This window comes from Streptomyces sp. NPDC048606 (genome assembly GCF_040650855.1).
Lineage (GTDB): Bacteria > Actinomycetota > Actinomycetes > Streptomycetales > Streptomycetaceae > Streptomyces.
In genome coordinates, this window is record NZ_JBEZIB010000030.1 from 49224 (window position 1) to 69179 (window position 19956).

19 protein-coding genes are annotated in these 19956 nt (G+C 70.8%); 8 read left to right on the plus strand and 11 right to left on the minus strand.

The window, feature by feature from the left end; all coding sequences use genetic code 11:
• Positions 1 to 37 precede the first annotated feature (37 nt).
• The 10 genes from AB0D01_RS28335 to AB0D01_RS28380 all read right to left on the minus strand — a co-directional run bounded on the left by AB0D01_RS28335 (position 38) and on the right by AB0D01_RS28380 (position 7449).
• The gene (locus tag AB0D01_RS28335; protein ID WP_363060108.1) at positions 38 to 1531 is read right to left on the minus strand and encodes an SCO6880 family protein; all 1494 of its coding nucleotides are present in this window, start codon (positions 1529 to 1531) and stop codon (positions 38 to 40) included.
• A 27-nt stretch (positions 1532 to 1558) separates the two neighbouring features.
• On the minus strand, positions 1559 to 2665 hold the full coding sequence (locus AB0D01_RS28340; RefSeq protein ID WP_363060110.1) for a zeta toxin family protein: 1107 nt from the start codon (positions 2663 to 2665) through the stop codon (positions 1559 to 1561).
• Positions 2662 to 2907 (minus strand): hypothetical protein, encoded by a 246-nt coding sequence (locus tag AB0D01_RS28345; protein WP_363060111.1) that lies wholly within the window; start codon positions 2905 to 2907, stop codon positions 2662 to 2664. Before AB0D01_RS28345 ends, AB0D01_RS28340 begins: the two co-directional genes overlap by 4 nt.
• A gap of 17 nt (positions 2908 to 2924) precedes the next feature.
• A complete protein-coding gene (locus AB0D01_RS28350) occupies positions 2925 to 3983 on the minus strand; it encodes a zeta toxin family protein (protein WP_363060113.1) in 1059 nt (352 codons plus the stop codon).
• Positions 3980 to 4225: a hypothetical protein gene (locus tag AB0D01_RS28355; RefSeq protein ID WP_363060115.1), complete on the minus strand. Its 246-nt coding sequence runs from the start codon at positions 4223 to 4225 to the stop codon at positions 3980 to 3982. The genes AB0D01_RS28350 and AB0D01_RS28355 overlap by 4 nt, the downstream gene beginning before the upstream one ends.
• Positions 4226 to 4303: 78 nt before the next feature.
• A complete protein-coding gene (locus AB0D01_RS28360) occupies positions 4304 to 5530 on the minus strand; it encodes a hypothetical protein (RefSeq protein ID WP_363060117.1) in 1227 nt (408 codons plus the stop codon).
• Complete coding sequence (locus AB0D01_RS28365) at positions 5520 to 6323, minus strand: hypothetical protein (RefSeq protein ID WP_363060119.1); 804 nt, start codon at positions 6321 to 6323, stop codon at positions 5520 to 5522. Before AB0D01_RS28365 ends, AB0D01_RS28360 begins: the two co-directional genes overlap by 11 nt.
• Positions 6324 to 6339: 16 nt before the next feature.
• Positions 6340 to 6627 carry a hypothetical protein gene (locus AB0D01_RS28370; RefSeq protein WP_363060121.1) on the minus strand — a complete coding sequence of 96 codons (288 nt, stop codon included), beginning with the start codon at positions 6625 to 6627 and terminating at the stop codon, positions 6340 to 6342.
• Positions 6628 to 6790: 163 nt separating this feature from the next.
• Complete coding sequence (locus AB0D01_RS28375) at positions 6791 to 7033, minus strand: hypothetical protein (RefSeq protein WP_363060122.1); 243 nt, start codon at positions 7031 to 7033, stop codon at positions 6791 to 6793.
• A gap of 23 nt (positions 7034 to 7056) precedes the next feature.
• Positions 7057 to 7449: a DUF6668 family protein gene (locus tag AB0D01_RS28380; RefSeq protein WP_363060223.1), complete on the minus strand. Its 393-nt coding sequence runs from the start codon at positions 7447 to 7449 to the stop codon at positions 7057 to 7059.
• 332 nt (positions 7450 to 7781) lie between these two features.
• Between AB0D01_RS28380 and AB0D01_RS28385 the strand changes: the two genes are divergently transcribed.
• From AB0D01_RS28385 to AB0D01_RS28395, 3 genes are read left to right on the plus strand one after another with little or no spacing between them, the layout of a single operon-like run.
• Complete coding sequence (locus AB0D01_RS28385; protein ID WP_363060124.1) at positions 7782 to 8822, plus strand: peptidoglycan DD-metalloendopeptidase family protein; 1041 nt, start codon at positions 7782 to 7784, stop codon at positions 8820 to 8822.
• Positions 8819 to 9550 carry a hypothetical protein gene (locus AB0D01_RS28390; RefSeq protein ID WP_363060126.1) on the plus strand — a complete coding sequence of 244 codons (732 nt, stop codon included), beginning with the start codon at positions 8819 to 8821 and terminating at the stop codon, positions 9548 to 9550. Before AB0D01_RS28385 ends, AB0D01_RS28390 begins: the two co-directional genes overlap by 4 nt.
• 22 nt (positions 9551 to 9572) lie before the next feature.
• Positions 9573 to 11129, plus strand: coding sequence for a hypothetical protein (locus tag AB0D01_RS28395; protein ID WP_363060128.1), 1557 nt, complete (start codon positions 9573 to 9575; stop codon positions 11127 to 11129).
• Between the two features lie 9 nt (positions 11130 to 11138).
• On the opposite strand, the gene AB0D01_RS28400 is transcribed toward AB0D01_RS28395, so the two are convergent.
• Positions 11139 to 13628: a YfhO family protein gene (locus tag AB0D01_RS28400; protein WP_363060129.1), complete on the minus strand. Its 2490-nt coding sequence runs from the start codon at positions 13626 to 13628 to the stop codon at positions 11139 to 11141.
• Between the two features lie 400 nt (positions 13629 to 14028).
• Here AB0D01_RS28400 and rpsL point away from each other — a divergent pair, with 400 nt between their 5' ends.
• From rpsL to AB0D01_RS28425, 5 genes are all read left to right on the plus strand, one after another.
• A complete protein-coding gene (gene rpsL, locus AB0D01_RS28405) occupies positions 14029 to 14400 on the plus strand; it encodes a 30S ribosomal protein S12 (RefSeq protein ID WP_007265893.1) in 372 nt (123 codons plus the stop codon).
• A 2-nt stretch (positions 14401 to 14402) separates the two neighbouring features.
• Entirely contained in the window at positions 14403 to 14873 is a 471-nt protein-coding gene (rpsG, locus tag AB0D01_RS28410) for a 30S ribosomal protein S7 (protein ID WP_007265894.1), read from the plus strand.
• 39 nt (positions 14874 to 14912) lie between these two features.
• A complete protein-coding gene (gene fusA, locus AB0D01_RS28415) occupies positions 14913 to 17045 on the plus strand; it encodes an elongation factor G (RefSeq protein WP_363060131.1) in 2133 nt (710 codons plus the stop codon).
• 150 nt (positions 17046 to 17195) lie between these two features.
• A complete protein-coding gene (gene tuf / locus AB0D01_RS28420) occupies positions 17196 to 18389 on the plus strand; it encodes an elongation factor Tu (RefSeq protein ID WP_363060133.1) in 1194 nt (397 codons plus the stop codon).
• A gap of 176 nt (positions 18390 to 18565) precedes the next feature.
• A complete protein-coding gene (locus tag AB0D01_RS28425) occupies positions 18566 to 19747 on the plus strand; it encodes a hypothetical protein (RefSeq protein WP_363060135.1) in 1182 nt (393 codons plus the stop codon).
• The last annotated feature ends 209 nt before the right edge of the window (positions 19748 to 19956 follow it).

Below are 19956 nucleotides of genomic sequence, written 5' to 3' on the forward strand. Positions count from 1 at the left end.
ATCCGCGGCGCCCGGGGTGCCTGCGGCTGCTTCTTGCTCACAGGGTCTCCCTGAGCTGGTACGGGATGAGGGTGTGCTCCCACGGCAGGAGGCCGACGGGCAGGGTGCAGGTGAACGCCGCCGCCTGCATGCGGTCGGCGGGACGCATCAGGATCCGGGAGGAGGCCTGGAGGTTGCGCACGGTGATCGACGCGTCCGCGAGCTGCTCCTCGTCGGCGACGGTGACCGTGACCATCATCGAGAACTCGACGAGGCCGGCGCCCGAGGCCTCCTCGGCGGCCGTCTGCTCCGCCGCCCGCATCTCCGACGCGGCACGGGCCTGGACCAGGCCGCGCTGCGAGCCGGCCATGAAGTGCGCGGAACGGCGGTCCGCCTCCACGATCCGCGCGGACGTCGCCGGGTCGATGGGCCGGTAGACGAGGCTGACGCGCTTGCGGCGGGTGCCCTGCGCCGGCTCCAGCAGACCGCGCAACACGCTGGAACGCACGGTGCCGCGCGGGGCCAGCGTCAGCATCCACGTCCGCGAGACGCCGGAGTCGTGCTTGTAGCCGTCCACCGTCTCCACGGCGGCGGCCGGACCCGCGTCGTGCCACTGCAGGCCGGTGACGCCGTGCTCGGCGCGCACGTTGAGGACGTCCGGGGCGATCGCCGGGTCGTAGGCGACCCGCACGATCTCCGAGATCTGCTCCGCCGACATCGGGGACGCGGAACCGCCACCGGCGGCGACCAGGCCCGACAGCAGCGACGGCAGGCGCATCGACAGGTCGGTGATCACGTCCTCGGTCTTGCGGCGCGGACCGGGCACCGCCCCGTAGGTGAGGGCGATGTACGTGTGCATCTCGGAGGAGGCGGACGGGTAGCGGGCCACGACCTCCTCCATCACCGCGCGCGCCGCCGGCGGGGCGTCGGGCACGATGCGCGGCAGCACCTCGGCCGCGAGCCGGGTACCGGTGTCGGGGGCCGTCTCCACGACGACCTGCGCGCCACGCAGACCGGGCTCGTGCGACAGCCGGGCCAGCCAGTCGCCCCAGGACGCCACCCAGATGTCGACCTGCTGCGGGTCGACGAGGGAGCCGCCGTCCGGCTCACAGGCCAAGACGATGGTGAACAGGTTGCGGCCCGGGTGGTGCAGGACGCCGAACGAACGCCCGTACGCGTCGTTGCCCTCCAGCATCTTCACGCGGGCGAGCATCCCGGGCGGGGAGAAGTGCCCGCCGGGGCGCCGGGAGAGCGGGCCGGAGACGTACGAGGTCGAACCGTTGGCCTTGCGCTTCATCCAGCCGATCCGCACGGCCACCATCTGGTAGACGTTGCGGCCGTCGGCGGTGCGCAGGGCGAGCGGCCCGACGACCAGCGCGAGCGGTATCAGGACCCCGATGGCCGCGGCGAGCGAGATCAGCGAGGCGAGCAGCACGACCACGAGCCCGCCGAACGCGATGACGGTCCCGAGCAGGCCGAGCGGCCCGAGGCCGGGCCTGCGGGGGCGCCGCCAGTTGCCGTAGGTAGGCCGCGCCATGGATTCGGTGGCCATGGGATTCCTTTCGGGTTTGGTTCGGGCTCAGCGGGTCCGGCCGGGGGCCGGGGGATTCTGGCGCGGGACCTGGGGGGCGGTGGTCCGGGTGGAGGGCGTCGCCGGAGCGGCACCCGTACGCGAGGACCGCAGCCGCCCGGCGGCGGCGACGCTGACGCTGACGCGGGTGTCGCCCTGCTGGAAGGCGGGGGCCTGAGCCTGGGCCGGGCCCTGGCCCTGCCCCTGTCCCTGGGCGGGGACGCCGGCCTTCGTCGCCGCCTGCGGGAAGGTCCCCCGGTCGGTGGTGATGAGCCCGGTGGCGAGCCCCCGCTCGGCGAGCTTCTCGGCGTTCTCCCGGCCGATGGAGTAGCCGCGGGCGGCGTCTCCCTGGGCGTAGAGGCCCTTGATCATCGCCTCCGGGGCCATGCGGCCGCCGTAGTGGTCCGGGTCGCGGCCGGCCTCGTAGTTGACGCGACCGCGCTGCCAGCGCTCGGCGTTCTGGGCCAGGCACTGTTCGAGGGGGACCTCGACGGAGAGGATGACGCGCTGCTCGTAGCCGCCCTTGCCGAGTTGATCCAGCAGGACGGCGTTCTTGTCCAGGTTCTTGAGGGTGGCGTCGTAGAGCAGGTTGTACCCCTCACGCCGGGCCCACCGCTCGAAGGTGTCCTGGAGACGCGAAGACTCCTCGTGGATGAGCGAGGCCATCTCCGAGGGGGCCAGCTCGCGTCCGTGGGGCAGCGCCGTGAGCTCGGGGCCGAGCCGGGGGAGTCCGCCGTGCTTGAAGATCGCGACCTTGAACTCGTCGGGATCCAGGGGGACGTAGTGGTCCAGGTTCACCCCGTGCGCGGCGGCGAGCGAACGCCCGAGTTCGGAGTCCTGCCCCTGCCACGTCTCCAGGTTGCTCTGGGCCGATCCCTTCCCGGCGCCGGGCGCACCCGCCGTCAGCAGGACGGCACGGCCGCCACGGGGGCGGTCACCGTACTTCGCCTTGAAGTCGTCCAGCACCGCCCGGTGCAACTGCTGCCGCTCGCGGGTCCATCCGATGCCGTCGTTGTGCAGGCGGACGGTGGCGTGGGGGCTGTCGGGAGCCAGGTCACCGCCGGTCCGCATGCGGTTCTGGAGCACCCGGTACAGGTCCTGGTACACCTCGCTCATACGGCACGCTGCCGGTAGCGACGGGTGATCTCCTCGTAGTCGTCATAGGTGATGTCCCCGAGGGTGACCGAGCCATAGACGACGTGGAGGGTGTTGTCCTGGTACGAGGGTTCGTTGTCGTCCGGGTCGAACGCGTCCTCTTCGAACTCCCAGGCGGCGACGGTCGCGATCATTTCCTCGCGGGCGATACCGCCTTTCGCGTAGCGGTCGAGGTAGGCGCGAAGGGAGGGCTTGTCGGTCATCGGCGTTTCCTTACGGCTCAACGGGTGCGGCCGGGGGCCGGCGGGGTCTGGCGGGGGACCTGGGGGGCGGGTCCCTGGGCCGGTGGCGTGGTGGGGGCGGTTCCCGCCCGGGGCGAACGCATGCGGCCGGCGGCGGCGATGCCGATGCGGGTGTCCTCGCGCTGGAAGGCGGGGGACTGCGTCCGGCCCTGGGCGGCCGTGGCCGCCGTCTGCGGGAAGGTGCCCCGGTCGGTGGTGATCAGGCCGGTGGCCAGGCCCGCCTCGGCGAGCTTCTCGGCGTTCTCGCGTCCGATGGAGCGCCCGGAACCGGTGGTGTTCTTGTCGTAGAGGGCCTTGATCATCTGATCGGGGGACATCCGCCCGCCGTAGGGGTCGTCGCCCCGCTCGAACTTCAACCGGCCCTGGTACCAGCGGTCCATGTTCTGGGCGAGCGACTGTTCACGGGTGACCTCGACGGAGAGGATGACGCGCTGGCCGTACTTCTGCTCGCTGAGCCCGTGGAGCAGACCGGCCGCTTCCTTGTGATTGGCGAGGGTGGCGTCGTAGAGCAGGTTGTAGCCGCGCTCCCGCGCCCACTCCTCGCACTGTGTGCGCAGATCCAGGGCCTCCCTGTGGAGGAGCCCGGAGAGCTCGGCGGGGGTGAGCTCCCGGCCGTCCGACAGGGCCATCGCCTCGGGGGCCAGCCTGGGCGCACCGCCGACTTCGAAGAGTCGCTCCTTGAAGTCGTCGGGATTGAGGACGACGTAATCGTCGAGGTCCAGGCCGTGCACGGCTGCCAGTTGGCGGCCGAGGTCCGAGTCCTCCCGCTGCCATCCGGCGAGCTGCCCCTGGGTGAACCCCTTGCCCGCTCCCGGAGCGCCGGCCGTCATCAGGACGGCGCGACCGCCTTGGGGTTTGTGGGCGTTGTCCGCCTTGAAGCGCTCGACGATCTCGCCTTGTACGGCCATGCGCGCACGGTCCCAGTCGGCGTTGCGTCCGAACGCGGCGAGCGTGTCCCCGGGTCCGGGGGAGAGGTCGCCCCCGCGCTTCATCCGCTCCTGGATCTCGGCGTAGAGCCGGAGGTACTCGTCGTTCACTCCCCGTACGCTCCCCGGCGGCGCATGATCTCCTCGTAGTCGTCCTGGGTGATGCGGTGCTGGAGCACGCCACCTCTGAGCACGCTGAACGTGTTGTCCTGGTGGATGGGCTCGATGACCAGCTCGTCCCAGACCTCTTCCTCGAAGTCCCAGGCGGCGACGGTGGCGATCATCTCCTCGCGGGGGACGCCGCCTGCCGCGTAGTGCTTCAGGTAGGCGCGCAGGGAGGGCTTCTCGGTCACGGTGGGTTCCTTTCGAGCGACCTGCTGCCGACGGTGGGGTGGCGCACGCCGAGGCGCGCACCACCCCACCGTCGGTGACTACTGGTTGTGGCCCTTCATACCGTCGTTGTCGTCCAGGGAGCCGGTGACTTCCTTCGCGGCGTTGATGCCTGCCTGGGCGACCACCGCGGCGGCCTGGATCGCGACGCCCGCGGGGCCGGCTGCCGCCGCCGCACCGCCGGCCGCTGCGCCACCCGCGGCGCCGCTGGCACCACCGGCACCGGCACCGCCGGAAGGGGCTCCGGCACCGGCGGACGGGGAGCCCTCGGGGCCCTTGCCGCCACCTCCGCCGCCACCTCCGCCGCCACCGCCGCCCCCGGCTCCGGAGGCGATGCTGACGGCACCGGAGGCGACACTGCTCGCGAAGTTCATCGCGACCGTTCCACCGGAGGTGCCGCCGAGGGCCGCCGTCGCGGGGACGACCAGCTTGAGCATGGCGGGGAGCGCGAAGACGGACAGGATGAGCATGCCCATGCCCGCGATGACGCTGTCGAGGTTCTTGCCGTCCTGGGTCATCGACGTCGCCGAGTAGATGATCAGCGCGGCGGCGGGCTTGTAGAGCAGCCAGGCGATGGTCCAGCCGAGGTGCTTCTTCCACCAGCCGTCGCCCCAGCCCGTCATGGAGGACGCGGCGGCGATGGGCATGGTGCCGATCAGCATGATCAGCACACCCAGCCGGATGTACATCAGGATGATCTGGATGAAGCTCGACAGCATGACGAGGATGCCGAACACGATGATCGTGCCCGGACTCGTCAGGGCGGTGAACCCGACGATCTTCTCGGCGTTCTCGCCCAGGTTGGCCTTCGCGTAGACCTCCTTGGCGTAGGCGTCGGAGGCCGCGTAGAGGGCCTGGGCGACGACCGGCGCCATGGCGCTCACGAGGATGACCTTCCACATCCCCATGAAGGCCTGCTGCATCGACTGGCCCTTGCGCTCGTAGGCCATGCGGAAAGCGGCGAAGAGGACGGACGCGACGGCGACGTAGCCGACGATCCAGCTCGTCTCGGTCATGATGGCGTTGAGGCCGGTGCCCTTTTCGGGGTTGAGGGTGGAGCCGTTGCCCACCTTCAGCCACACGCCGTTGAGGCTTCCGAGCACCTCACCGACAGCTTTGCCGATGGCCTGAGCGAAGGCTCCTACGGCGCCGTCGGCGACTGCGCCGCCGATGTTCTTGACGCCGTCCTTGGCACAATCGATCGGAGAGCCGAGGCAGTCGCCGATGCCGCTGACGATGTCGCCGGGGCTCGGGATGTTAGGAGCCACTGCCGCCTCCCCACAGCACGAAGCCGTCAGGACCGCCCACTTGGGACATGCCCTCGCTGAGCGATCCGGTCAGCGTCGGGCGCAGCTTCCAGTCGCCGTCCTCCCAGACCGTCGACGCGGTCAGGGCGGCGTAGCTGCCGTCAGCGGTCCGGAGTAGAACCATGGTCGTTGCCTGGTCCTTCGAGGCGGTGAGGACCCTGAACCCGAGGTAGCTGCCGTTGCTGCCGGGGGCGCCGGTCTGGTTCTTGTCGTCCACCTTGCCGCGTCGTGCGATGAACTGGTCGCGGCCGGCGCCTCGGGCCAACTGCTTCTCGGCGACCACCTTCCAGTCCGAGCCGCTCATCTTCGAGGAGATGGCGTGCACGGCCATCACCGCACCGAGAGGGGTGCGGGCGAAGCAGGACCACACCGGGCCGTCGACCTTCAGGGGGCCGGCGGTCGGAGACGAGGGCAACAGATTCGTCTGATAGGTCATCCACTTCAGGTCGGCCGGGCCCTGCGTCGGCACGGCCTGGTCCGCGTCGTTCGTGCTGCACCCCGCCGGGCGGCCTTCCGCCGCGCCGGACGGGTTGCCCGACGGCTGTCCGGACGGCGCTCCGGAGGACTTGCCGGACGCCGACGTGGACGGCTGAGGCTGCCCGGTGTCGTTGGTCGTGCCGTCGTCCGTCAGGAGGACGAATCCGCCGATCAGGAACATCGACAGCAGGAACGCGGCCGAGATCAGCCACCCGCGCTGCTGCCAGAACGGCTTGTCCCACTCGCCGCTGTTGCCACGGGATCCTCGGGAAGCCATCGGTCAGCCTCCCGGGTCAGTTGAAGACGAACGACACGAGGGGACCGGCCGTGGCGACCAGGACGCAGCCGCCGAGGACCATGCCGAGGCGGCCCATGTGCTCGGAGCCCTCGCCGCGGCGCATCGATATCGCCATCATGGCGCCGGTGATGAGGACGCCCGCCACGCCGGCGGCGGTGCCGGCCCAGGCCGCGATGCCGAGGACGTCGTTCACCTTGTTGGTGAGCTCCGTCGGTGCCTTCATCTGGGGATTCGGGACGTCGGCCGCGAGGATGACCGCGGCATCGCGAACCTTGCTGAACATGAAAATTCCCCCTGATTAATGTCTACATCGGCCAAATCGCCGAAGATACTGCGGTATTGAGATTCATTTGCCGACGGCATCATGGCAGGGATGGCCGACAAGGTGATCGTATGAGGCCGGCTCGTGACCGGCCTGGGACATATTTCGTCGGTGGTGCGTCGCCTCAGCCGTTCAGCAGGAAAGCGACGACCGGCCCCGCGGTGGCGCCGATGATGCACGCCCCCAGGACCGTGGCCAGCTGGGTGAGGTGTTCGTCCCCGCCGCCCGCGCGCAGGGCGATCGCCATGCGGGATCCGACGATGATCACTCCGAGCACCCCCGCGGCGGTGACCAGCCAGGCCATCCAGCCGAGCACGGTGTTGAGGGGTGCGGTGACGTCGGCCCCGACGGCCAGCGTCCATTCCATTGCGTGGCCCCTCTCTACGGGTCTCACTGACTGTTGATCAGTTTGGACAGCGCGGAAGCCTCCCGGGGCGCCGGACCCGACAGGTCGCCCATGCGCCAGTTCGGCATCCAGGGGACCCGGTGGATCGTGATGACCGAACTGATCACCTTGATGCGTTTGGCCAGCTCAGGGGGCAGACGGCCAGGGGCGTCCGCCACGAGAACCACGGCCTGGAGGGTCACTCCTGATGGCTGCTCATCCCGTCGGATCATATCCAGTACCCGTGACACCGCCTGGAGACCGGAAGCGTGCGTCCGTGCCACGAGAAGGACTTTTCCGGACGCTCCGGCTTCCGTTTCGGGCCACCTGGCGCCGCAGTCGTAACCGCCGAACACCGTGGCCAGCGTGCTTGCCCCCGCGCCTCCGTGGGCGTTCATCCAGCTGAAGGCGGTCGTCCCCGGAGGGGGCCCGGAAACCGGAAGACCCGTGTCCGCAAAGGGTTGTGGAGGTGCGGTGGAGATGTCGACCGGAGCGGAGTCGCCGCCGATCGGTCCCCGGATCCAGATCTCCGGACCACCAGGTGTTTTATCGTTCAAGGCTTCATCTCCCCCCGTGTCGACGCATGTCCGCGGTCTCGCGTAGCGTCCAGCATCGACAACTTAGTGCGAATCTCTGGGGATTGTTTGTGACAGTCTCGTGACCGTGCTGCCGGGAGTTCCCCAGGAGACTCGCACCGGCAACGGCATTGGAACACGACTACGGGGGAGTGATGTCGAAAGAGGGGGGCGGGGGCGCAGCCATGTGGGTGGCGGGCGCCGGAGCGGCGGCCGTCTTGATGCCGTTCATGCTGTTCGTCGGCGTCAGCGGCGGCGGGGCGGACCCGAACATGGACGTCGTCGCGGGCGGCGCGCTCAATCCGAAGAACGTGCCCGCGCAGTACCTGCCGTGGGTGTTGAAGGCGGGCTCGATGTGCCCGCAGATCACCCCACCGGTCATCGCCGCGCAGATCGAGGCCGAGTCCGGCTGGATCAACGGCCGTACCTCGCCCGTCGGCGCGCAGGGCCTGTCCCAGTTCATGCCCGGAACCTGGGCCGGTTGGGGTCGCGACGACGACGGCAACGGCCGAATAAACCCGTTCGACCCCGGCGACGCCATCATGGCCCAGGGCCGCTACGACTGCGCCCTCGCCCGGGACGTCGAGCGGTACAAGGCCCGCGGCATCGCCGCCGGCCCCACCCTCGACCTCACCCTCGCCGCCTACAACGCGGGACCGGGAGCCGTGGAGAAGTACGGCGGCATCCCCCCGTACCGCGAGACCCGGGGCTACGTCGTCGCCATCAAGAACGCCATGGCGAAGTACACGGCCATCGCCTCCGACCCCGGCGGCGGCACCATCCCCGCCGGCCAGCAGATGGCCTTCCCGCTGCGCGGCAGCTTCCCGGTCACCTCGCCCTACGGCATGCGCGTGCACCCGGTGACCGGCGTCCACAAGCTGCACACCGGCATGGACTTCGGCGTCGCGGCCGGCAACCCCGTCCTGGCGGCCAAGGAGGGCACGGTCACCTTCTCGGGCTGGAACGCCGCCTACGGAAACCGCGTCATCATCTCGCACGGCACCATCGGCGGCGCGCAGGTCTCGACCACCTACAACCACATGTCCGCCCTGAACGTCGGGGTGGGACAACAGGTCGGGGTCGGCACGGTGGTCGGGCTCGTCGGCTCGACGGGCTACTCCACCGGCGCCCACCTCCACTTCGAGGTCCAACAGAACGGCAGCTACGTGAACCCCGCACCCTGGATCGGCAGATGAGCGGGACGAGGACGCAGAAGAAGGGGAAGGGCGTCATGCGCAACACGCTCGGCCTGGCACTCGCGACCGTCGCGGGCGCCGCGCTCCTGACGGGGTGCGGCCTGAAGGACCTACGGGACGACAAGGGCGCGGGACCCTCGCCGCTGCCCTCCGTCTCGGAGACCTTCCCGGTCAAGGCCCCGCTGCCGGCCGGGAAGCCGCTCGACGGCCAGGCGAAGGTGCGACCCGTGCCCGCGCCCGACCCCGCCGACCCGAACTCCGTGGCCCGCGCCTGGCTGGAGACGGTCTACAGCCACGACACGGCGTACGACACCGGGCCGCAGGACGCCAACCTGCGCGCCCTCGACCACCTCACGCCGCAGCAGGCCGAGGCCGAGCGCGCCTACCGGCCCGGCGCCGGCAGCGGCGCGGCCTGGGCGGTCTGGGCGGAGCACAAGGCGTGGACCACGGTGGAGATCACCGCCGACGAGGACGACCAGGGCCCGGGTGACACGCCGACGTCCTCCTTCCGTACCTTCTACGTCGACGGCAAGGCCCACGGCCGCGACGGCTGGAACGGCACCGGGCCGCAGCTGACCGCCGTCGTGGAGCTGACCATGACCGCCCCGGGCACGTGGAAGGTCGCCGGAGCCACGGTGACGCCGGCCGCGATCCCGCCCGGTCCCGTCCCGACCACGTCGTCTTCGGCGGCCTCCTCCCCGTCGCCCTCCACCACCAACACACGCTGAGCCGAGCAGAGCCGAGGAACGCATGTCCCTATTCAGTCGACGAGGCCGGAAGTCGGAGCCCGCACCGCAGCCGGCACCGGTCGAGGCGGTCCACGTGGAGGTACGGGTCACGGCGGACGGCTACGCGGAAGTGGCGGGCCGGCCCGTCGTCGCGGGCGTCGGGGAACCGGTGCAGGACGCGGTGCTCGACTACCTCCACCGGCAGGCGCTGTCGAGCGGGGCGCCGGTCACCGCCACGGTGCGGGACGAGCGCATCGCCTCGATCGTGCCGATCCAGGTACTGGCGGACGGCTCCAGCCGGTTCACGGCGGAGCCGGTGCCGCTGCCCGGCGCGGTGCCGGTGGCGCCGGTCGCGCCCGAGGTGGTCGCGCCCGCGCCGGTGGTGCCGGAGGTGGCCGTGCCCGTAGCGGTCGTGCCGCCGGTCGCCGTGGTGCAGGAGCCGCCCGCGGTCCCCGCGCCCGTCCCGGTGCCGCAGGACCGGCCGGTGCCCGCGCCGCCGGCGGAGCCCGTTCCGGCTCCCGTACCCGAGCCGACGCCGCTCCCCGCGCCGGTGCCCGCGCCGGAGTCCGTGGTGGCGCCCGCCCCGGAGCCCACGCCCGTCCCGGTGCCGCAGGCCCAGCCCGAGCCGACGCCCGTGCCCGCGCCGGTCGCGCTCCCCGTGCCCGAGCCCGAGCCGGTCCCCGTGCCCGAGCCGACGCCGGTGACCGTGCCCGCGCCGGTCGCGCTCCCGGAGTTTGAGCCCGAGCCGGTGCCCGCGCCCGTCCCACTCCCGGAGCCGAGCCCCGTTCCCGCGCCGGAGCCGGAGCCGGAGCCGGAGCCGGAGCCGGAGCCCGCGCCCGCGGTGGCGGTGGTGCCTGCCCCCGAGCCCGCGCCCGCGCCGGAGCCCGTCGTGGCGCCCGCGCTCCCCGCCGCGCCCGCCCCCGTACCGGATCCGCCCTCGGAGCCGGCGCCCGTGGCGACGCCCCAGCCCGAGCCGACGCCCGCGCCCGAGCCGACGCCCGAGCCCGAGCCGACGCCCGAGCCCGAGCCGACGCCCGAGCCCGAGCCCACCCCCGCGCCCGTGCAGGTGCCGCCCCCGCCGCCGATGCCGCCCACGGCGCCGCCCGTACCGCCCGCGCCCCCGGCGCCCGCGCACGCGCCCGGGCCCGATCTCATCGAGGGGCCCATCGCGCGGATCAACGACGCCATCCGCCGCGGCTGGATCGAGTGGGCCGCCGGCCACGCCCGGGAGAGCACCGCCACCGCCGCCGAGAGCCTCGGCTGGGAGGACCCCGGCGTGCTGCGGCTGCGCGAGCTCAACGCGTACGTCGCCTACGTCGCCGGCGACGCCCGCCGCTCCTTCCACAGCTCCCTGGAGATCGCCCGGATCCGCTCCGGCCGCCAGGACCCGCTGGCCCTCCAGAGCGTCCACAACGCGGCCGCCGCCTGGGCCAAGGTGAGCGACCCGGTCGAGGCCATCGCCATGGGCCGGGACCTCGTCGCCCTGTGGGTGCTCGCCGCGCCCGCCGGGGCGGACACCGCCCACCTCGACGCCGCCCGTGCCCGGATAGCCCGCATGGAGCAACGGGCCGCCCGCTGACCGTTCCCGTCAGGAGCCGGCGGGCCCGCCCCGCCGGCGCAGGCGCGCCAGCGTCGGGAACGCCAGCAGCGCGAGCAGCGCCAGACCCCCCGCCGCGAGGCCCGGGGCCAGGCCCTTCGGGGTGAAGGAGCACGAGACCCGGTCGGCGCCGGCCGGGACCTCGACGGCCACCAGCCCGTGGAAGGGCTCGATCGGCGCCGAGCACCGCCAGCCCTCGACCGCCGTCATCGCGAAGACGGCGGTACGGGCGCCGCCCGCCGGCAGCGTGGCCTCGATCGTGTGACCGCCGACGTCCACGGACGCGGCGCCCGTCGCCGTCAGCTCCCGCACCCGGGCGTCGAGCGCGGCCCGGTCCAGACAGCCGATCGGACGGTCGCCGGCCGTCGCGCCCTCGGTCCGGGTGTCGACGGCGACCTCGACGCGGCCCGACGCGGGCACCCGCCCCAGCGGCAGGACCCCGCTCATCCGGTCCTCCAGCGGACGCCGCAGCTCACCGGAGCGCAGCGTCCCGTACAGCTCGGGGGAGTACCAGAAGGCCTCGGAGCCGGGCGTGCACCGGGCGGCGTACGTCTGCTCGGTCGGGGTGCCGCCCGCCGTGACGGCGGGGACCTCGTAGACCCGGGCGCCGAGCACGTTCTCCTGCCGGGCGTAGACGCCGTCCGGGTTCGGCGACGCGAACGGGGTCCCCGACCGGACGGTGACCAGCGGGGGAGCCGCGAACCGCGCGCCGGTCCAGGTGTTCGGCGCCGTCCCCGGCCGGACCCGCGCACCGATCGAGAAGATCGCGTCGAGCACCGGGTTGTCCGCCCCGAAGAAGGTCCGGCCGTCGTTCTTGTAGCCGTACCCCAGCGGCTCCAGCGCCCGGTAGGTGACCTCCGGCAGGTAGCTGCTGTAGTACTGCGGCCCCTCCGCCCCGAGCGCGAGCGCGTCGTTGTACGAGGTCTGTGGCGCGCCCGAGTCCGTCCGGTACGCGGGCCAGCCGTCCACGTCGCGGACCGCCTCGAAGTGGCGCGTGATCGACTGGCTGGAGGTGACCGCCGGCTTCGCCCAGCGCTCGCGGGCCCGCCGCGCGTCCGCGTTCGCCGCCGCCACGGTCGACTCCGCGAAGACCACGCCCACCATCAACGCGGCCGCCACCGGCACCAGCACGCGCCGCTTCCCGCCCGGCGCGAGCAGCACCAGCGCGAGCAGCGACACCGCGCCCCCGCCGAGCACCGCGGGCCAGGTCCAGCCGCCGAAGTCGTCGGTGTGCCGGAGCGCGAACGTGGCCACCACCAGCAGGGCGGCCGACAGGGCCAGGTGCAGGGGGCGGGGCCGGTGGGCGAGCGCCAGCCAGGCCACGATCACGACCATGCCGCTGAAGACGAACGCCTCGCGGTACGGATTGCCGTTCGGGACCGCGAGCCCGTGCCACACGTACTGCGTCGGAGGGAACTGGAAGGAGACGGCCACCAGCACGACCGCGGCCGCCCACACCAGTCGGGTGCGGCGGGCGACGGCCGTGTTGAACAGGAAGCTGCCGGCCAGGATGAGAGCCAGGGAGGCGACGTACAGGCGCGGCCGGCCGCCCCACAGGTGCGTCGCCGGGAGCATCCCGGACAGGAACACCTCGATCCGCACCGGGTCGAAGGCGGCGGCCTTCGTCGGCTGCGCCGCCCCGCTCGACAGGAAGGACGGCAGCAGCAGCGGCAGCGTCAGCAGGATGCCGACGGCCGCCGCGGAGGCGGCCCGCCACAGCGCCCGCACCCGCTGCCGGCCGGTGAGGTCGAGGGTGAGCATCCGGACGCCGAGGAGCACGCAGGCGGCCATCGTGGCCATCATGGCGGTGTAGAAGTTCCCGAACCAGGCGAGCGCGACGAACAGCGCGACGCCCGGCCACCGCCGCCCCTCCAGGCACCACTCGACGGCGATGCCGAGCAGCGGCAGCGCCACCAGCCCCCACAGCCACATCGGGATGTACGAGGCGTCGCTGAGCGCCCACCCGCACAGCCCGTACGTCGCCCCGAGCACGCCCCGCTGCCACCACGGGCCGGGCTTCAGCCTGCCCAGGTACACCGCCATCAGCGCGGCGGCCGTGCCCATGGTGATCGGGGTGATCGCGAAGACGGCCAGGTCCACGTGTTGGCGCGGCACCAGGACGGCGAGCCAGGAGAAGGGGTTGCCGAGGTAGGTGTAGTAGTCGGAGAGGAACTGTTGTCCGAAGCCGCCGCGCCAGCTGAACAGCAGGTCACCGGCGGCCTGCCCGTGCACCAGGTCCCACAGGGCGCGGTGGAAGGGCACGTACTGGTTGGCCTGGTCGTTGATGGCCCGGCCGGTGTCGCCGAAGGGGAACCCGCCGCGGGCCACCCAGGCCGCGCAGAAGGCGCCCGAGGTGACGAGGAAGGCCAGCAGGGGACCGTAGAGGCGGGAGAGCGCGCCGCGCCCGGTCGCCGGGCCGGCCGCGCCGTCGTCGGGAGGCGGGGTGTCCGCCGTCTTCGGCTCCGGTGTGACCGTCCCCAATGTCCCGCTCCTGGCACTCGTACGTGTTTGGACTGACCCGCTGCGATTCGCAGGAAGTGTAGTTCGCCCGCTCTACCACGAACGGGCGCCGGTCGCGCGGCCGGCCCGGTGCGATGCCCCGCCGCCCGTGTGCCGCTTGAGCTGTGGTCCCGTGGGGCGGGGTGCCGTGCCGCTTATGTTTTGACCGCAGTGGATGCGGTGGGTACGCTCAGACCTTGTGCCTGGGGTGTGCCTGGGCTCCCGTGCGTGTCCATCAACCGCACGCGAGTCGTATCGGCCACCGCGATCCACGCGTTTCCGCGCTTGCGCGGAGGTCCGCCGGATCCGACACACCCGACCGCGTGGGTCGGCAAAGTTCCAGGTTAGCTTCACTACACGGCACACAGAAACCGGAGAAGTAGTGCCTACGATCCAGCAGCTGGTCCGTAAGGGCCGGCAGGACAAGGTCGAGAAGACAAAGACCCCCGCGCTTGAGGCCTCGCCCCAGCGTCGTGGCGTCTGCACGCGTGTGTTCACGACCACCCCGAAGAAGCCGAACTCGGCGCTCCGTAAGGTCGCGCGTGTGCGTCTGACCTCCGGCATCGAGGTCACCGCTTACATTCCGGGTGAGGGACACAACCTGCAGGAGCACTCGATCGTGCTCGTGCGTGGTGGCCGTGTGAAGGACCTGCCGGGTGTTCGTTACAAGATCATCCGCGGTGCGCTTGACACCCAGGCTGTCAAGAACCGCAAGCAGGCCCGCAGCCGCTACGGCGCCAAGAAGGAGAAGTAAGAATGCCTCGTAAGGGCCCCGCCCCGAAGCGCCCGGTCATCATCGACCCGGTCTACGCATCTCCTCTGGTGACCTCGCTCATCAACAAGATCCTCCTGAACGGCAAGCGCTCCACCGCCGAGCGCATCGTCTACGGCGCCATGGAAGGCCTCCGCGAGAAGACCGGCAACGACCCGGTCATCACGCTGAAGCGCGCGCTGGAGAACGTCAAGCCGTCCCTCGAGGTCAAGTCCCGCCGTGTCGGTGGCGCGACCTACCAGGTTCCCGTCGAGGTCAAGCCGGGTCGTCAGTCGACCCTGGCCCTCCGCTGGCTCGTGGGTTACTCCCGCGCCCGTCGTGAGAAGACCATGACCGAGCGCCTGATGAACGAGCTGCTCGACGCCTCGAACGGTCTTGGCGCTGCCGTCAAGAAGCGTGAGGACACGCACAAGATGGCCGAGTCCAACAAGGCCTTCGCGCACTACCGCTGGTAGTCCCAACCCACATCGAGACCGAGAGAAGACTGAGCCGATATGGCTACCACTTCGCTTGACCTGGCCAAGGTGCGCAACATCGGCATCATGGCCCACATCGACGCGGGCAAGACGACCACCACCGAGCGCATCCTGTTCTACACCGGTGTGTCGTACAAGATCGGTGAGGTCCACGACGGCGCCGCCACGATGGACTGGATGGAGCAGGAGCAGGAGCGTGGTATCACCATCACGTCTGCCGCCACCACCTGCCACTGGCCGCTCGAGGATGTTGACCACACGATCAACATCATCGACACCCCGGGTCACGTCGACTTCACCGTCGAGGTGGAGCGTTCGCTCCGCGTCCTCGACGGCGCCGTCACCGTCTTCGACGGTGTGGCCGGCGTAGAGCCGCAGTCGGAGACCGTCTGGCGTCAGGCGGACCGCTACGGCGTCCCGCGCATCTGCTTCGTCAACAAGCTCGACCGCACCGGCGCCGAGTTCATGCGCTGCGTCGACATGATCAAGGACCGCCTCGGCGCCGTCCCGATCGTGATGCAGCTGCCGATCGGTGCCGAGGCCGACTTCCAGGGTGTCGTCGACCTCGTCCGCATGAAGGCGCTCGTGTGGTCCGCCGAGGCGACCAAGGGCGAGATGTACGACGTCGTCGACATCCCGGCCACGCACACCGAGCTGGCCGAGGAATGGCGCGGCAAGCTCGTCGAGCAGGTCGCCGAGAACGACGAAGAGATGATGGAGCTCTTCCTCGAGGGCGAAGAGCCCACCGAGGAGCAGCTGCACGCCGCCGTGCGTCGCATCATCCTCGGCTCCGGCAAGGGCAAGGGCGAAGCCACGATCACCGCGGTGTTCTGCGGTACGGCGTTCAAGAACAAGGGCGTCCAGCCCCTGCTCGACGCCGTCGTGCGCTACCTCCCGTCGCCCCTCGACATCGAGGCCATCGAGGGCCACGACGTCAAGGACGCCGAGGTCGTCGTGAAGCGCAAGCCGTCCGACGAGGAGCCCCTCGCCGCGCTCGCGTTCAAGATCATGAGCGACCCGCACCTCGGTAAGCTCACCTTCGTCCGGGTTTACTCGGGCCGCCTGGAGGCCGGCACCGCGGTGCTGAACTCCGTCAAGGGCAAGAAGGAGCGCATCGGCAAGATCTACCGCATGCACGCGAACAAGCGTGAGGAGATCGACGCGGTGGGCGCCGGCGACATCGTCGCCGTCATGGGCCTGAAGCAGACCACCACCGGTGAGACGCTGTGCGACGACAAGGCGCCCGTGATCCTGGAGTCCATGGACTTCCCGGCTCCGGTCATCCAGGTCGCCATCGAGCCCGCTTCCAAGGGTGACCAGGAGAAGCTGGGTGTCGCCATCCAGCGTCTCGCGGAAGAGGACCCGTCGTTCCACGTCCACTCGGACGAGGAGACCGGCCAGACCATCCTCGGCGGCATGGGCGAGCTGCACCTCGAGGTGCTGGTCGACCGCATGAAGCGCGAGTTCAAGGTCGTCGCCAACGTCGGCAAGCCGCAGGTGGCCTACCGCGAGACGATCCGCAAGGCCGTCGAGCGTCACGACTACACCCACAAGAAGCAGACCGGTGGTACCGGTCAGTTCGCCAAGGTGCAGATCGCGATCGAGCCGATCACGGACGCCGATGGTCCGGCGTACGAGTTCGTCAACAAGGTCACCGGTGGCCGCGTGCCGAAGGAGTACATCCCTTCGGTCGACGCCGGTGCGCAGGAGGCCATGCAGTTCGGCATCCTGGCCGGCTACGAGATGACGGGCGTTCGCGTCACGCTTCTCGACGGTGGCTACCACGAGGTCGACTCCTCCGAGCTCGCCTTCAAGATCGCCGGCTCGCAGGCCTTCAAGGAGGCCGCGCGCAAGGCTTCTCCCGTGCTCCTCGAGCCGATGATGGCCGTCGAGGTCACCACGCCGGAGGAGTCCATGGGTGACGTCATCGGCGACATCAACTCCCGCCGTGGCCAGATCCAGGCCATGGAGGACCGTCACGGAGCCAAGATCGTCAGGGGCCTCGTGCCGCTGTCGGAGATGTTCGGCTACGTCGGCGACCTCCGCAGCAAGACCTCGGGTCGCGCCAGCTACTCGATGCAGTTCGACTCCTACGCCGAGGTTCCCCGGAACGTCGCCGAGGAGATCATCGCGAAGGCCAAGGGCGAGTAACTCTTCCGAGTACACGCTTTAGGCTTGTCACCGGAGCCTCTGGGGCAACAGGAGCAACCCTCCCGTTGCCCCGGGGAACCCGGCTTTCCAGCAAAGATCACCTGGCGCCGATCTGTAAGGCGTACAGAACCACTCTCCAGGAGGACCCCCGTGGCGAAGGCGAAGTTCGAGCGGACTAAGCCGCACGTCAACATCGGCACCATCGGTCACATTGACCACGGTAAGACGACCCTCACGGCCGCCATTACCAAGGTGCTGCACGACGCGTACCCGGACCTGAACGAGGCCTCGGCCTTCGACCAGATCGACAAGGCTCCTGAGGAGCGCCAGCGCGGTATCACCATCTCCATCGCGCACGTCGAGTACCAGACCGAGGCGCGTCACTACGCCCACGTCGACTGCCCGGGTCACGCGGACTACATCAAGAACATGATCACCGGTGCCGCGCAGATGGACGGCGCCATCCTCGTGGTCGCCGCCACCGACGGCCCGATGCCGCAGACCAAGGAGCACGTGCTCCTGGCCCGCCAGGTCGGCGTTCCGTACATCGTCGTCGCCCTGAACAAGGCCGACATGGTGGACGACGAGGAGATCCTGGAGCTCGTCGAGCTCGAGGTCCGTGAGCTGCTCTCCGAGTACGACTTCCCGGGCGACGACCTTCCGGTCGTCCAGGTCTCCGCGCTCAAGGCGCTCGAGGGCGACAAGGAGTGGGGCGAGAAGCTCCTCGGCCTCATGAAGGCCGTCGACGAGTCGATCCCGACCCCGCCGCGTGACACCGAGAAGCCGTTCCTCATGCCCGTCGAGGACGTCTTCACGATCACCGGTCGTGGCACCGTCGTCACCGGTCGTATCGAGCGTGGTGTCCTCAAGGTCAACGAGACCGTCGACATCATCGGCATCAAGACCGAGAAGACCACCACCACGGTCACCGGCATCGAGATGTTCCGCAAGCTGCTCGACGAGGGCCAGGCCGGTGAGAACGTCGGTCTGCTCCTCCGTGGCATCAAGCGCGAGGACGTCGAGCGCGGCCAGGTCATCATCAAGCCCGGTTCGGTCACGCCGCACACCGAGTTCGAGGCCGCCGCGTACATCCTGTCGAAGGACGAGGGTGGCCGTCACACCCCGTTCTTCAACAACTACCGCCCGCAGTTCTACTTCCGTACCACGGACGTGACCGGCGTCGTGACCCTCCCCGAGGGCACCGAGATGGTCATGCCGGGCGACAACACCGACATGACGGTCGAGCTGATCCAGCCGGTCGCCATGGAGGAGGGCCTGAAGTTCGCCATCCGTGAGGGTGGTCGCACCGTCGGCGCCGGCCAGGTCACCAAGATCACGAAGTAATTCGTGCTCTGACCTGGTAGTCCGCGAGAGCGGACGCCATGTTTGACAGAAGGGCCCCTTCCCACCGCCTCGGCGGCGGGGAGGGGCCCTTTGTCATACCCCCCGGTAAGGATGGGATAAGGGGCCCGTGAGAGGCTCCGGCACGGATCGACGTACGAACGTTCGGGGCGGGGAGCATGGCGCAGCAGCAGCACGGTGACGGGTCGGGGATATCCGACGAGGAGTGGGCCCGGTTCGGCGCCGAGGTCGCGCGGGAGCGCGCGGACGCGCCGAGGGAGCCCTCGGCGCGGGCGCGGATGGTCACCGAGCGGCTGCGGCGCGAGGAGGAGGAGCGGGCGCGGTCGGCCGGGCGCGGCCTCTTCGGACGCCGCCGGCCCGCGCCGAGCGACCCGCCCGGATGGCGTACGGGGCCGACGTGGCAGGAGACGCGGCAGCGCGGGCGCGCCAAGCGGGGCCTGAAGGCCGCGGCGGCCATCGCGTGCATCGCGGCACTCGCGGTGATCGTCGTACGCCCCGAGCTGGTCATCGACCGGCTGACGGGGGAGACGCGGGACGGCGCGGGTTCCACGAGCGCGGCCCCGCTGCCCGCGGAGTCCGTACGCCCCACCGCGCCCCCGCCGCCCGTGGACCCGGACCGGCCGACCCTGAAGGACCCCTTCCGAGGCTCCCCGGCCCTCCAGTGGGCCGACGGGGAAGCCGGCATCGAGGTGCCCGCGGCGAGCGCCCTGGCCGGGATGTCGCAGGAGCAGGTCGCGGGCGCGCTCGCGAAGGCGAAGACCTTCCTGGTCGCGGCCAACCTCGACCCCGCGACCCTGCGGGGTGAGCGGCCCCAGGCGGCGTTGGCGCTCCTGGACCCCCGGCAGCCGAAGGTTCCCGAGCAGGTGGAGCGGTCCCTGACGCGGCCGACGAAGGAGGACGACCCCGCCACCCTGTTCACCCGCTTCGACCCGGCCGAGGTGCGGCCGGTGGGGGACGTGGTCAAGGTGCGCGGCAGCATGCGCGCGGAGGCGGGGGACCCCGGGGAGCTGCGGGTGGTCGCCGACTACACCTTCGTGTATCCGATGACGAAGCCGACGACGGCCGAGGACCGGGACGTGCAGCGCACGATCGTGCGCCGGCAGATCACCTTCTCGCTGCTCGACCCCTCGCGTTGGCAGGCCACCAAGGGGCGGCTCCAGCTCCACACGTACGACTCCGAGTGGTCGAACGTGCGGTGCGAGGCCACCGGCGGCTTCCTGCACCCGGACTTCCCGCAGGACGTCGCGGATGGACCGCAGCCCTCCGGGCCGGCCGTGGACCCGTACGACCGCAGCCGCGACATCGAGGGCGAGGGGTGCGGGACCATCACGAGGTCCTGACCAGGGATCCCCGTCGCGTGGCGCGGTTTGACGTGTCCGCGCGGCGGGGTATTCTCTTCCGCCCGATTGGCCAGGTACGTGTCTCGTATGGCAGACTACTCAAGTTGCTCGGCTGAGTGCCGATGCTGTGCGCCTCCCGCCGGGAGGACCGGAAGCGAGTCCCACAGTACTCGTCGTCCTTAATCTGCCTCTCGGGGCAGCAATGGGGG

Bases quoted from the DNA above. Each gene is read 5' to 3' on its own strand.
- AB0D01_RS28395 (WP_363060128.1), top strand. From the start codon at position 9,573: ATGTCCCTATTCAGTCGACGAGGCCGGAAGTCGGAGCCCGCACCGCAG.
- AB0D01_RS28375 (WP_363060122.1), bottom strand. From the start codon at position 7,033: ATGGAATGGACGCTGGCCGTCGGGGCCGACGTCACCGCACCCCTCAAC.
- AB0D01_RS28345 (WP_363060111.1), bottom strand. From the start codon at position 2,907: ATGACCGACAAGCCCTCCCTTCGCGCCTACCTCGACCGCTACGCGAAA.
- AB0D01_RS28425 (WP_363060135.1), top strand. From the start codon at position 18,566: ATGGCGCAGCAGCAGCACGGTGACGGGTCGGGGATATCCGACGAGGAG.
- AB0D01_RS28335 (WP_363060108.1), bottom strand. From the start codon at position 1,531: ATGGCCACCGAATCCATGGCGCGGCCTACCTACGGCAACTGGCGGCGC.
- AB0D01_RS28385 (WP_363060124.1), top strand. From the start codon at position 7,782: ATGTCGAAAGAGGGGGGCGGGGGCGCAGCCATGTGGGTGGCGGGCGCC.
- AB0D01_RS28390 (WP_363060126.1), top strand. From the start codon at position 8,819: ATGAGCGGGACGAGGACGCAGAAGAAGGGGAAGGGCGTCATGCGCAAC.
- AB0D01_RS28340 (WP_363060110.1), bottom strand. From the start codon at position 2,665: ATGAGCGAGGTGTACCAGGACCTGTACCGGGTGCTCCAGAACCGCATG.
- fusA (WP_363060131.1), top strand. From the start codon at position 14,913: ATGGCTACCACTTCGCTTGACCTGGCCAAGGTGCGCAACATCGGCATC.
- AB0D01_RS28380 (WP_363060223.1), bottom strand. From the start codon at position 7,449: ATGAACGCCCACGGAGGCGCGGGGGCAAGCACGCTGGCCACGGTGTTC.
- AB0D01_RS28370 (WP_363060121.1), bottom strand. From the start codon at position 6,627: ATGTTCAGCAAGGTTCGCGATGCCGCGGTCATCCTCGCGGCCGACGTC.
- rpsG (WP_007265894.1), top strand. From the start codon at position 14,403: ATGCCTCGTAAGGGCCCCGCCCCGAAGCGCCCGGTCATCATCGACCCG.
- AB0D01_RS28365 (WP_363060119.1), bottom strand. From the start codon at position 6,323: ATGGCTTCCCGAGGATCCCGTGGCAACAGCGGCGAGTGGGACAAGCCG.